This is a genomic window from Citrobacter sp. Cb080 (assembly GCF_030334745.1).
Taxonomy (GTDB): domain Bacteria; phylum Pseudomonadota; class Gammaproteobacteria; order Enterobacterales; family Enterobacteriaceae; genus Citrobacter; species Citrobacter braakii.
The window spans coordinates 166913-178131 of sequence record NZ_JAOWDG010000084.1 but is presented as its reverse complement, the minus strand read 5'-3'; the positions used below and the strand labels follow the sequence as shown (position 1 = coordinate 178131).

14 protein-coding genes are annotated in these 11219 nt (G+C 52.0%); 7 read left to right on the top strand and 7 right to left on the bottom strand.

The features are described from left to right. The 3 genes from tnpA to OGV38_RS24025 all read left to right on the top strand — a co-directional run. On the top strand, window positions 1–273 hold a 273-nt coding region (tnpA, locus tag OGV38_RS24035), incomplete at its 5' end, for an IS200/IS605 family transposase (protein WP_286473102.1). A gap of 164 nt (window positions 274–437) precedes the next feature. Continuing rightward, complete coding sequence (locus OGV38_RS24030; RefSeq protein ID WP_269519893.1) at window positions 438–1187, top strand: CDP-diacylglycerol diphosphatase; 750 nt, start codon at window positions 438–440, stop codon at window positions 1185–1187. A gap of 73 nt (window positions 1188–1260) precedes the next feature. Continuing rightward, window positions 1261–2565: an SLC13 family permease gene (locus tag OGV38_RS24025; protein ID WP_016155249.1), complete on the top strand. Its 1305-nt coding sequence runs from the start codon at window positions 1261–1263 to the stop codon at window positions 2563–2565. An 81-nt stretch (window positions 2566–2646) separates the two neighbouring features. Here the strand turns inward: OGV38_RS24025 and tpiA are convergent, their stop codons facing one another. Then, window positions 2647–3414, bottom strand: a complete 768-nt coding sequence (tpiA, locus tag OGV38_RS24020; protein WP_003028783.1) for a triose-phosphate isomerase — start codon at window positions 3412–3414, stop codon at window positions 2647–2649. Window positions 3415–3525: 111 nt separating this feature from the next. Next, complete coding sequence (locus tag OGV38_RS24015; protein WP_016155250.1) at window positions 3526–4122, bottom strand: YiiQ family protein; 597 nt, start codon at window positions 4120–4122, stop codon at window positions 3526–3528. Window positions 4123–4222: 100 nt separating this feature from the next. Between OGV38_RS24015 and OGV38_RS24010 the strand changes: the two genes are divergently transcribed. Beyond that, window positions 4223–4654 (top strand): DUF805 domain-containing protein, encoded by a 432-nt coding sequence (locus OGV38_RS24010; RefSeq protein WP_046276397.1) that lies wholly within the window; start codon window positions 4223–4225, stop codon window positions 4652–4654. A 38-nt stretch (window positions 4655–4692) separates the two neighbouring features. Here OGV38_RS24010 and fpr read toward each other — a convergent pair whose 3' ends face one another. The 4 genes from fpr to OGV38_RS23990 form a co-directional block, all read right to left on the bottom strand. Then, on the bottom strand, window positions 4693–5439 hold the full coding sequence (fpr, locus tag OGV38_RS24005) for a ferredoxin--NADP(+) reductase (RefSeq protein WP_016157907.1): 747 nt from the start codon (window positions 5437–5439) through the stop codon (window positions 4693–4695). Window positions 5440–5534: 95 nt separating this feature from the next. Continuing rightward, window positions 5535–6545, bottom strand: a complete 1011-nt coding sequence (gene glpX, locus OGV38_RS24000) for a class II fructose-bisphosphatase (protein ID WP_016155253.1) — start codon at window positions 6543–6545, stop codon at window positions 5535–5537. Between the two features lie 135 nt (window positions 6546–6680). Then, window positions 6681–8189, bottom strand: coding sequence for a glycerol kinase GlpK (glpK, locus tag OGV38_RS23995; RefSeq protein ID WP_016155254.1), 1509 nt, complete (start codon window positions 8187–8189; stop codon window positions 6681–6683). A gap of 22 nt (window positions 8190–8211) precedes the next feature. Next, entirely contained in the window at window positions 8212–9057 is an 846-nt protein-coding gene (locus OGV38_RS23990; RefSeq protein WP_016155255.1) for an MIP/aquaporin family protein, read from the bottom strand. A 428-nt stretch (window positions 9058–9485) separates the two neighbouring features. Between OGV38_RS23990 and zapB the strand changes: the two genes are divergently transcribed. The 3 genes from zapB (at window position 9486) to OGV38_RS23975 (ending at window position 10634) form a co-directional block, all read left to right on the top strand. After that, window positions 9486–9731, top strand: coding sequence for a septal ring assembly protein ZapB (gene zapB / locus OGV38_RS23985; RefSeq protein WP_019077914.1), 246 nt, complete (start codon window positions 9486–9488; stop codon window positions 9729–9731). A gap of 92 nt (window positions 9732–9823) precedes the next feature. Further along, window positions 9824–10201: a hypothetical protein gene (locus tag OGV38_RS23980; protein WP_223307973.1), complete on the top strand. Its 378-nt coding sequence runs from the start codon at window positions 9824–9826 to the stop codon at window positions 10199–10201. A 43-nt stretch (window positions 10202–10244) separates the two neighbouring features. Further along, entirely contained in the window at window positions 10245–10634 is a 390-nt protein-coding gene (locus OGV38_RS23975; RefSeq protein WP_047415575.1) for a hypothetical protein, read from the top strand. Between the two features lie 42 nt (window positions 10635–10676). Here OGV38_RS23975 and rraA read toward each other — a convergent pair whose 3' ends face one another. Beyond that, window positions 10677–11162, bottom strand: a complete 486-nt coding sequence (gene rraA, locus OGV38_RS23970) for a ribonuclease E activity regulator RraA (protein ID WP_269519886.1) — start codon at window positions 11160–11162, stop codon at window positions 10677–10679. Between the last annotated feature and the right edge of the window lie 57 nt (window positions 11163–11219).

Genomic DNA, 11219 nt, shown 5'->3' with positions numbered 1-11219 from the left:
CATATGCTTGTGGAAATCCCACCCAAAATGAGCGTATCCGGCTTTATGGGGTATCTGAAAGGGAAAAGCAGTCTGATGCTGTATGAACAGTTTGGGGATATGAAATTCAAGTACAGGAATAGAGAGTTCTGGTGCCGGGGATACTACGTAGATACGGTGGGTAAGAACACGGTGAAGATACAGGAATACATAAAGCAGCAGCTTGCAGAAGATAAAATGGGTGAGCAGTTATCGATCCCTTATGCGGGTAGCCCGTTTACGGGCCGTAAGTAACGAAGTCTGATGCAAATGTCAGATCGTATGCGCCTGTTAGGGCGCGGCTGGTAACAGAGCCTTATAGGCGCATCCGAAAAACCTCCGGCTATGCCGGAGGATATTTATTATTTGTCATGGTTTTGCGTTACTCTTGCCCTTCAATGAGATACAGGGAACGCGTAATGAAAAAAGCAGGCTATCTTTTACTGGCGGTGATTGTAGTCGCCGCTGCTGCAGGTATCGGGTACTGGAAATTCACCGGTAACCCGGACGCATTACGCCAGATCGTTCTTCAGCAATGCCTGCCGCACCAGTTGCAGCAGCAGGATCCCGCGCCGTGCGCCGAAGTGAAGCCGGATGCCGGATATGTGGTGTTCAAAGATCGTAACGGCCCACTGCAATACCTGTTGATGCCGACCTGGCGCATCAACGGAACGGAAAGCCCGCTGCTGCTGAAATCAGGTACGCCGAACTTTTTCTGGCTGGCCTGGCAGGCGCGCAGCTTTATGAGCCAAAAATACGGTCAGGAAATCCCTGACAAAGCGGTATCGCTGACCATTAACTCGCGTAGCGGGCGTACGCAAAATCATCTGCATATTCATATCTCCTGCCTGCGAACCGATGTCAGAAAACAGCTGGATGACAATCTGGCGAAAATCAGCACTCGTTGGCTGCCATTACCGGATGGGGTGCGCGGTCATGAATATCTGGCGCGTCGCGTCACGGAAAATGAACTGGCGCAACGCAGCCCGTTTATGATGCTGGCAGAAGAGGTGCCGGATGCGCGTGAGCACATGGGCAGCTATGCGCTGGCGATGGTGCGTCAGAGCGATGAGTCCTTTGTCCTGCTGGCGACCCAGCGCAATCTGTTGTCGCTCAATCTCGCCTCCGCTGAGGAAATTCAGGATCATCAATGTGATATTCTGCGTTAACCCCACCTAATCTGGCATTTACTCCGCATGTCTGTCCCCGTATTCTTGTTGAAAAAAACAACAGGAGACAGGCATGTCGCTCTGGCTTACACACCCTCTGTTTATCCCCTCTCTGGTGGTTGGCATTACTATCCTGCTCTGGGCGACGTCGCTACTGCCGGAGTTTATAACGGCGCTGCTGTTCTTTGCCGTAGCAATGGTCGCCAAAATCGCACCTGCGGATGTGATCTTTGGCGGATTTGCGTCTTCGGCATTCTGGCTGGTCTTTAGTGGTTTTGTGCTGGGTATCGCGATTCGCAAAACGGGGCTGGCGGACAGGGCGGCGAGAGCGCTGTCATCGCGATTGACCGATTCCTGGCCTTTAATGGTAGCGAGCGTGGTGCTGCTCAGTTACGCGCTGGCGTTTGTGATGCCGTCCAATATGGGGCGTATTGCGCTGCTGATGCCGATTGTTGCCGCAATGGCGAAGCGTGCCGGAATTAACGAGGGTACGCGCGCCTGGTATGGTCTGGCGCTGGCCGTCGGGTTTGGGACGTTCCAGCTTTCCGCGACCATTTTACCCGCGAACGTGCCAAATCTGGTAATGAGCGGCGCGGCGGAAGGCTCTTACGGCATCCACCTCAATTATCTTCCCTATTTGCTGCTGCATACGCCGGTTCTGGGTTGGCTGAAAGGCGCGGTGCTCATCATGCTTATCTGCTGGCTGTTCCCTGGCAAGCCCCACGCACCGCGCGATCTCACGCCAGCGGAACCAATGAGCCGGGATGAAAAACGTCTGGCCTGGATGTTAGCAGTGGTGCTGCTGCTGTGGGTAAGTGAAAGCTGGCACGGTATAGGGCCTGCGTGGACCGGGTTGGCGGCAGCGGTTATCACGCTGCTACCACGGGTTGGCTTTATCAATGGCGACGAGTTTTCCTCCGGGGTAAATATCAGGACCTGCATTTACGTGGCGGGGATTCTGGGGTTGGCAATTACCGTTACCCAGACCGGCATTGGCAGTGCAGTGGGCGAGGCGCTGTTACAGGTGATGCCGCTGGATGCGGAAAAACCATTTACCAGCTTTCTCGCGCTGACCGGCATTACCACCGCACTCAATTTTATTATGACGGCGAACGGCGTTCCGGCGCTGTATACCACTCTGGCGCAAAGTTTTGCCGATGCGACTGGGTTCCCGCTGCTGTCGGTAATTATGATTCAGGTATTGGGGTATTCCACACCGCTACTGCCGTATCAGGCTTCGCCGATTGTGGTGGCGATGGCGCTTGGGAAAGTGCCTGCGAGGGCGGGGATGCTGCTGTGTATCGCGCTGGCGACGGCAACATATCTGCTTCTTCTGCCGCTGGATTATCTGTGGTTTAGCGTGTTGGGTAAGTTGTAAAAAAAGCCCGGTAGCGCTAACGCTTACCGGGCCTACAGTCTTGGAGGACGGGTCAGCGAAGCGCTACCCGCCTCAACAGCATTACGCCTGTTTAGCCGCTTCTGCTGCTTTAACGATGACCGCGAAGGCATCTGCTTTCAGAGAAGCACCGCCAACCAGCGCGCCATCGATGTCCGGCTGAGCGAACAGTTCTGCTGCGTTCGCTGCGTTTACGGAACCGCCGTACTGGATGATAACTTGTTCAGCGATTTTCGCGTCAGCTTTAGCAATGTGGTCACGAATGAATTTGTGAACAGCCTGAGCCTGAGCAGGAGTTGCAGATTTACCGGTACCGATAGCCCAAACTGGTTCGTAAGCGATAACGACGCCTTCGAATGCTGCCGCGCCCTGAGTTTTCAGAACGGCGTCGATCTGACGTGCACAGACTTCTTCAGTTTTGCCCGCTTCGTTTTCTGCTTCGGTTTCACCGATGCACAGAACCGGAGTCAGACCTTGTTCTTTCAGCACGGCGAATTTTTTAGCGATCAGCTCGTCAGACTCTTTGTGGTAAGTACGACGTTCAGAGTGACCGATAATGATGTACTGCGCGCCGATATCTTTCAGCATTTCAGCACTTGTTTCACCGGTAAATGCGCCAGACAGGTTCAGGTCAACGTTCTGCGCGCCCAGGATAATGTGGCTACCGGCAGCGGCGTGTTTCGCCAGGTCGATATACATTTCCGGCGGAGCGATTGCTACTGCACAGCCAGCAACGCCAGCCAGTTCTTTACGCAGATTAGCAACCAGTTCGTTTACCATGTGGCGGCTGCCGTTCAGTTTCCAGTTACCCATCACTAAAGGATGTCGCATTTCATTTCTCCACGCTTGTCAGCGAATTAAGGAATATGGCCGCCCGTCAGGGCAGCATGGTCTGTGAAACAGTATAGAGATTCGTCTGCGGAAAGGCTTTGCTTTTTGTCATCAATTCGCCTTCTCAAGACTTTCTGATAATGCCAGCTTAATCGGTTCAACAGCGAAGGTCAGCCCTTTTTCACCGTTATCTGCCACAACATAGCGAATTGCGCCTTCTGTTTCGGCGTAATAGTGTTTACCTTTGCCGGCAGCGAGCAGTTTTTGCAGCTTTTTCTGGCTCTGTTCTTTCGTCAGTAGCGGCGCGACGGTACGAATGACGGCGGTCATGTATTCCAGCGCTTTCGCTTTGGCCGCCTTTTGTTCTGGTCCCTGAATCGGCAACCAGGTTATCTGCATACTTTTGATTTTTAGCGTGCCGCGCTCAAGGGCGGAGGACGCATACAGGTTTTCATTGATTTTACTGGCCGCGCGGGTGAGGTTTGCCCGATCGCGGCTGCTGTCGATGGCGCGGAACTCATTCAGGATAAGCTTCGGATTCTGCGTATTAAAGTTTTCGCGAAACTGGCTAATCGACAGGTCAAAGGTCGGCGCACCCGCCAGTAAATAGGGGGCCGTGGTTGCCGTCGATGGCTCTTCCGCCCGTGCCGCAACGCTCGCGGTGAAGGCTGAAAACAATAATAAAAACAGTGTAAATCCTTGCTTCATCAATCGTACCTTTCGTTATGACTGCTCACGATTAAAACGGTAACTGTCGGGCTTGTCAAAAGGGTAAACTGTTCTGGAAGGTAATAATAAAGGAACTTACATGACCATACAGCAGTGGTTATTCTCATTTAAAGGGCGCATCGGGCGCCGTGATTTCTGGATTTGGATAGGTCTGTGGATCGTCGGAATGCTGGTTCTGTTCTCGCTGGCGAGCAAGCAATTACTCGATATTCAGACTGCGGCATTTTGTCTGGTTTGTCTGCTATGGCCGACGGCGGCAGTGACGGTAAAACGCCTGCACGATCGGGGACGTTCTGGAGCGTGGGCGCTGCTGATGATTTTGGCGTGGATGCTGCTGGCCGGAAATTGGGCGGTGTTACCCGGCGTCTGGCAATGGGCGGTTGGTCGCTTTGTTCCGACGCTCATTCTGGTCGGTATGCTCATCGATCTGGGCGCGTTCGTTGGCACCCAGGACGAAAATAAATATGGTAAGGATACGCAGGACGTAAAGTACAAAGCCGAGCGCCAGTAGTTGTCGACCGGAGAAGCGCAAGCGCCTCCCGGCAACCCTCACCAGTAGTGTTCAGCAGTCATATGGCCCGGTCGACGGCGCAGGTGTTTGGTCATCTGCCGGGTCTCTTTCAGCAGTTGCTGCGTGTCGCGTACCATTTGTGGATTTCCGCATAGCATCACATGGCTGGTTTCTTTATCCATTGGCAGCCCTACCGCCTTTTCCAGTTCACCGCTTTCAATCAGCGCCGGTACACGCCCGGTCAGCGAATCTACGGCTGTCTCACGGCTAACAACCGTCTGGATGCGTAATTTACCTTCGTAGCGCTTTTCCAGCGCCTGCATCAATGGCAGGTAGCTCAAATCGGCGGCATAACGTGCGGCGTGGACCAGCACCAGATTTTTAAAGCGACCCAGATCTTTGCCTAGTTGCAGAATCGACAAATACGGGCCGATAGCCGTGCCGGTTGCCAGCATCCATAGCGTTTCGCAATCAGGGACTTCATCCAGCACGAAGAATCCAGCGGCCTCACTCACCACCTGAACTTCATCGCCAGGCTTTAGCGCCGCCAGTTGAGGGCTGAGTTTGCCGTCGGGAACCGTCACCAGATAAAATTCTAAGTCGGGGTTATCGGGCGCATTCACGTAGGAATAGGCGCGCTGGACGCGCTCACCGTCGATCTCAAGGCCAAGCTTGGTGAACTGACCTGCAGTGAAAGGAAGAACCGGAGCTCGCACGGTCAAACTAAACAGGGCATCGGTCCAGTTCTGCACCTTTGTGACTTTGCCTGTTACCCAATCTGCCATGGTTTTCTCCTGTCTGCTTTGATTGCCTTATCTTCGTTCGTTGGACGAAAGATTTCCAGCCCGGATGGGCTGGAAGGCTCTATTGATCAAATCAATTACAGGATGTGCGCCTGCACATCGGGATCTTTGCGATCGAGGTAGTGAATCGACTGAATGCGGCGGATCGTGCGTGATTTGCCGCGGATCAACAGCGTTTCGGTGGTTGCGATATTGCCTTTACGGCTGATCCCTTCCAGCAGATCGCCTTTGGTGATGCCGGTAGCGGAGAAAATGACGTTGTCGCTGCGCGCCATTTCATCCAGACGCAGCGCTTTGCCCGCTTCAATGCCCATCGCGGTGCAGCGGGCCAGTTCCTGTTCGCCAATACGACGGTTCTCTTCGCTGTCGCCTTTGACGTCATGGCGCGCCAGCAGGCGGCCCTGCATGTCGCCGTCCAGCGCGCGGATGACGGCCGCGGAAACCACGCCTTCCGGTGCGCCGCCAATACCGTACAGCACGTCAACTTCGCTGTCAGGCATACAGGTCAGAATCGAGGCCGCAACGTCGCCGTCAGGAATGGCGAAGACGCGCACGCCCAGTTTCGCCATCTCTGCAATAACCTCGTCATGGCGTGGTTTTGCCAGGATGGTGACGGTCAGGTCACTCAGTGGTTTGTTCAGCGCGGCTGCAATGTTTCGCAGGTTGGTTTCCAGCGACAGATTCAGGTCGATGGACCCTTTTGCGCCAGGACCGACAATCAGCTTTTCCATGTACATGTCTGGCGCGTTCAGGAAACAGCCTTTATCGCCTACAGCCAGCACCGCCAGCGCATTCGCCTGGCCCATTGCCGTCATACGCGTGCCTTCGATAGGATCGACGGCGATGTCGACCGCATCACCGTGGCCGGTTCCGACTTTCTCGCCGATAAACAGCATCGGCGCTTCATCAATCTCACCCTCGCCAATCACGATGGTGCCGTCGATGTTGACCTGGTTGAGCATAATACGCATGGCGTTCACCGCCGCGCCATCAGCGGTATTTTTATCGCCGCGGCCCAGCCATTTATAGCCAGCCAGCGCGGCCGCTTCGGTCACGCGTGAAAATTCAATGGCAAGTTCTCGTCTCATTGCAAACTCGTAGCTGAAAGGAATGGCGCGAAGTGTAGCACAGGGGAGGGGACTAGATTATTGATGTGTGTGCGGGGTTGCCCCCGCACGAAGATATTGCCGGACAAGGTAAAGTCGCCATCCGGCAATGACGAATTACTCGTCGTGATCTTCCCACGCCATGGCGCGTTTGACCGCTTTTTTCCAGCCGCTGTAACGGAAATTACGCTCGGTGGTTTCGATGCCAGGGCGGAATTCACGCTCGATGACCGCTTTCTCCTGCAGTTCATCCAGATTCTGCCAGAAACCTACTGCCAGACCGGCAAGGTACGCCGCACCCAATGCGGTGACTTCGCGGACTTCAGGGCGCTCAACGCGCGTGCCGAGAATATCGGACTGGAACTGCATCAGGAAGTTGTTGGCGACCGCACCGCCATCAACGCGCAGGGCGTGCAGGCGAATACCGGAGTCAGCCTGCATCGCTTCCAGTACGTCGCGGGTCTGGTAAGCGATAGACTCAAGCGTTGCGCGGATGATGTGGTTGGAGTTTACGCCACGGGTCAGGCCGAAGATGGCTCCGCGTGCATACGGGTCCCAGTACGGTGCGCCAAGGCCTGTGAATGCCGGAACGACGTATACGCCGTTGGTGTCTTTCACTTTGGTGGCGAAATATTCAGAGTCGAATGCATCGCTGATGAGTTTCATTTCATCGCGCAGCCACTGGATGGATGCGCCAGCCATAAATACCGCACCTTCCAACGCGTAGTTCACTTCCCCGGTCGGTCCACAGGCGATGGTGGTCAGTAGTCCATTTTCGGACTTAACGGCTTTCTCGCCAGTGTTCATCAGCATGAAGCAGCCGGTACCGTAAGTGTTTTTCGCCATCCCTTCCTTCACGCACAGCTGGCCAAACAGAGCGGCCTGCTGGTCACCGGCAATACCGGAGATAGGAATACGAATGCCGCCTTTACCACCGATGTTGGTCTGGCCGTACACTTCAGAAGAACGACGCACTTCTGGCAGCATTGCACGCGGAATATCCAGCGCATCCAGCATCGTGTCATCCCAGTCCAGGGAGTGGATGTTGAACAGCATGGTACGAGAGGCGTTGGTGTAATCCGTTACGTGTACGCGTCCCTGCGTCATTTTCCAGATAAGCCAGGTGTCTACCGTACCGAACAGCAGTTCGCCGCGACGAGCGCGCTCACGTGAGCCTTCCACGTGGTCGAGGATCCACTTCACTTTAGTGCCGGAAAAGTACGGGTCAATTACCAGACCCGTGTTATTACGGATGTACTCTTCCATACCGTCGCGCTTGAGCTTTTCGCAGATATCCGCGGTACGACGACACTGCCACACAATTGCGTTATAGATAGGTTTACCGGTCTCACGCTCCCAGACGATGGTGGTTTCACGCTGGTTGGTAATACCGATCGCTGCAATTTCATCGGAACTGATATCGGCTTTCGCCAGAACTTCTACCAGCGTGGAGCTTTGGGTTGCCCAAATTTCCATTGGGTCATGTTCTACCCAACCTGCTTTCGGGTAGATTTGCTCGAATTCGCGCTGTGAAACGCTAACTATATTCGCATCGTGGTCCATTACGACCGCGCGGGAGCTGGTGGTGCCCTGGTCGAGCGCAACGATATATTTTTTTTCAGTCATGATTATTTGTCCCGTAGTCACATTACTGCGAAGCTTTTTGTTGAGTGTTGGTCGCAACGTCTTTCTCTTCAATCGCGCAGACATCGCACGGTAAATGGCGACCAATCAGTTTGCGATATGCCCATGCGCCTAAAATCGCGCCGGTAATCGGGCCAAACACCGGGACCAGGAAGTAAGGGATATCACGACCACCCGTGAAGGCAATCTCACCCCATCCGGCCATCCAGGCGAAGAGTTTCGGTCCGAAGTCACGTGCCGGGTTCATCGCAAAACCTGTTAGCGGACCCATGGAAGCACCAATAACGGCGATCAACAAGCCGATCAGCAGTGGTGCCAGCGGACCACGAGGTACACCGTTACCATCGTCGGTCAGAGCCAGAATCAGCCCCATTAGAATAGCGGTAATGACCATTTCAACCGCGAAGGCCTGCACAAAATTGATATGCGGGTTCGGATAGGTCGAGAAAGTACCTGCCAGACCCAGGCTTTCGGTACTGCCGCGCACGATATGGTTAGTTTGTTCGAAATCGATGAAAAGATTGTAATAAAGCCCGTAAACCAGTGCCGCTGCGCAAAAGGCGCCGGCAATTTGCGAAATAATAAAAGGAGCAACTTTGCGTTTATCAAAACAGGCGAACAGCCAGAGTGCGATGGTTACCGCTGGATTCAGGTGTGCACCAGAAACGCCTGCGGTCAGATAGATAGCCATCGCTACCCCCAGACCCCAGATGATACTGATTTCCCACTGACCAAAAGTAGCCCCAGCAACTTTGAGTGCAGCGACACATCCCACACCGAAGAAAATCAACAACCCGGTACCGAGGAATTCAGCAATGCACTGGCCTTTTAAGGTTGATGTTTGACTCATAATCGGATCCTGAAGAGAGTTTAATGTTTATTGTATGCGAGAAGGTCACTGACATCCCCGGAGCCGGTAGGCACACTGTTAATTTATCGTTAACGCTCAAAAACGAGAAGTATCGAAATTGAAATGTGTGTACTCCATCAACAAAATGAGCGTTATCGCGCCATTTCGCGGTATTTGTTATACAAAAATAGTGTGAGCTGAATCATTTCAATGATCAATTCGTTAACACTTAAGAGTTATGATAGTAATGTCACCAGGAGAAAGACGAAAAGTGTTGCAAACCGCAATCTGCGCGGGATGCCGCTGGACAGGGATGACGCGGCTTCATACAATCGGTGTTAAGTAGAGTGCGCTCGTTTTTATTAAGGCGTCGCCGGTTATCGGGACGAGGATTTTTATCCATCAACGCCTTGCAATTCAGGAGAGGTATGACGATGTCATTAGAAGTGTTTGAGAAACTGGAAGCAAAAGTACAGCAGGCGATTGATACCATCACGCTGTTGCAGATGGAAATCGAAGAGCTGAAAGAAAAGAACAACTCACTGTCGCAGGAAGTTCAGTCTGCACAGCAGCAGCGTGAAGAGCTGGAGCGTGAGAACAACAACCTGAAAGAACAGCAGAACGGCTGGCAGGATCGTCTGCATGCCCTGTTGGGGCGTATGGAAGAAGTCTAATTCTGATTTCTTTAAAAAGGCATCCATAATGGATGCCTTTTTACTATGTAGACTTTAGGATATCGTAATTCTCAAATTTCAAAGAATACGATATGACAAAAAGAAACGATATTATTGATAATTCGGATCGATTTATCACCAGAGATATTAGATATGGTCTTATCTATACAGATAACCTAGGGTGGATTGATTTAGGCCACGCTAATCCGGCAGGCGCTGAAAAATTATGGTTTGAAATGACAAGACCTCGTGGTGGTGATAGTGAATTTTATGAAGTAAATTACCATCAAAGTATGTCTAAAAGCATTCACGGTCTAAATATTAATACTGGTATATATCGTAGATTCATGGTGCGACGAGGATTGCAGGAGCGAATTCTGCAAGGTATTGCTTTGTCTATATTCTTGAGTACGTCACATCGTTTCGAATCCTTACAGGATTTTTGGCCTTACACTTATTTATGGATGTAATAAAACCAGTTGTGAATCCAAATTATGTTCGGGAACGCCGTATATGACGTTTCGACGATTAGGTGTTATTATTGTATCTATGCTTTTTTTTGCGCTGCTTTATTGTTATTTCATGGTGAGTGTCTTTACAAAAAAATGTTATACGCAGCATGATTTATTAATTTATCAGTTATTAACGCCGAAATTGATTAAACAGGTTCCAAGGGTATCCAGCGACTGGTTTTTTGTAAGCCATACAGATGAGGGTAGCCATCTTCAACGCAGTGAAATAGTTTTTACGGGGATACCTAAGAATGATATTCACAGAGCAGAAGAAAAATTAAACGCATACGTTGAATCTTATCCTGCAAGTCGCGAGATGATGAGTGTCGTTGTTGAAGCAAGAGCTGGGAATTATGATGTTAAGGTCATTCACTACAAATCGGATGAATGAAGAAAATAAAAGGCCATCAAACTTGCTGATGGCCTTTTTCACTTACTCGATATCGAGCGGGTCTTCGGAGAGGATTATCCCGGTGTTGTCGGCGTACAGGTGGTCGCCGGAGAAGAATGTCACGCCGCCAAAGTTGACGCGCACATCGCTTTCCCCAATCCCCTCTCCTGAAGCACCTACCGGAATTGCGGCAATCGCCTGAATGCCGATATCCAGTTCTTCCAGATCGTCTACCTGGCGGACTGAGCCGTAGATGACCAGACCTTCCCATTCATTCTGTACGGCCAGTCGTGCCAGTTCGGCATCGACTAGCGCACGACGGACAGAACCGCCGCCATCGACCAGCAGAATGCGACCACGGCCATTTTGTTCGAGCAGATCGTACAGCAACCCGTTGTCCTCGAAACATTTTACCGTGATGATTTGTCCGCCAAACGACAACCGTCCTCCAAAGTTAGAGAACAGCGGTTCCACGACGTTGACATCTTCCTGATAGATGTCACAAAGCTCGGATGTATCGTATTTCATAGGCTTAACGTTCAGTTGCTGCGAGAATTTTTAGTATATCGCGCTATGTGTACTGTT

Excerpts from the sequence above, each read along its gene's own strand:
- OGV38_RS23990 (WP_016155255.1), bottom strand. The coding sequence starts at position 9,057 with ATGAGTCAAACATCAACCTTAAAAGGCCAGTGCATTGCTGAATTCCTC.
- OGV38_RS24030 (WP_269519893.1), top strand. The coding sequence starts at position 438 with ATGAAAAAAGCAGGCTATCTTTTACTGGCGGTGATTGTAGTCGCCGCT.
- tpiA (WP_003028783.1), bottom strand. The coding sequence starts at position 3,414 with ATGCGACATCCTTTAGTGATGGGTAACTGGAAACTGAACGGCAGCCGC.
- rraA (WP_269519886.1), bottom strand. The coding sequence starts at position 11,162 with ATGAAATACGATACATCCGAGCTTTGTGACATCTATCAGGAAGATGTC.
- fpr (WP_016157907.1), bottom strand. The coding sequence starts at position 5,439 with ATGGCAGATTGGGTAACAGGCAAAGTCACAAAGGTGCAGAACTGGACC.
- OGV38_RS23980 (WP_223307973.1), top strand. The coding sequence starts at position 9,824 with ATGACAAAAAGAAACGATATTATTGATAATTCGGATCGATTTATCACC.
- OGV38_RS24015 (WP_016155250.1), bottom strand. The coding sequence starts at position 4,122 with ATGAAGCAAGGATTTACACTGTTTTTATTATTGTTTTCAGCCTTCACC.
- OGV38_RS24025 (WP_016155249.1), top strand. The coding sequence starts at position 1,261 with ATGTCGCTCTGGCTTACACACCCTCTGTTTATCCCCTCTCTGGTGGTT.
- OGV38_RS23975 (WP_047415575.1), top strand. The coding sequence starts at position 10,245 with ATGACGTTTCGACGATTAGGTGTTATTATTGTATCTATGCTTTTTTTT.
- glpK (WP_016155254.1), bottom strand. The coding sequence starts at position 8,189 with ATGACTGAAAAAAAATATATCGTTGCGCTCGACCAGGGCACCACCAGC.
- glpX (WP_016155253.1), bottom strand. The coding sequence starts at position 6,545 with ATGAGACGAGAACTTGCCATTGAATTTTCACGCGTGACCGAAGCGGCC.
- OGV38_RS24010 (WP_046276397.1), top strand. The coding sequence starts at position 4,223 with ATGACCATACAGCAGTGGTTATTCTCATTTAAAGGGCGCATCGGGCGC.
- zapB (WP_019077914.1), top strand. The coding sequence starts at position 9,486 with ATGACGATGTCATTAGAAGTGTTTGAGAAACTGGAAGCAAAAGTACAG.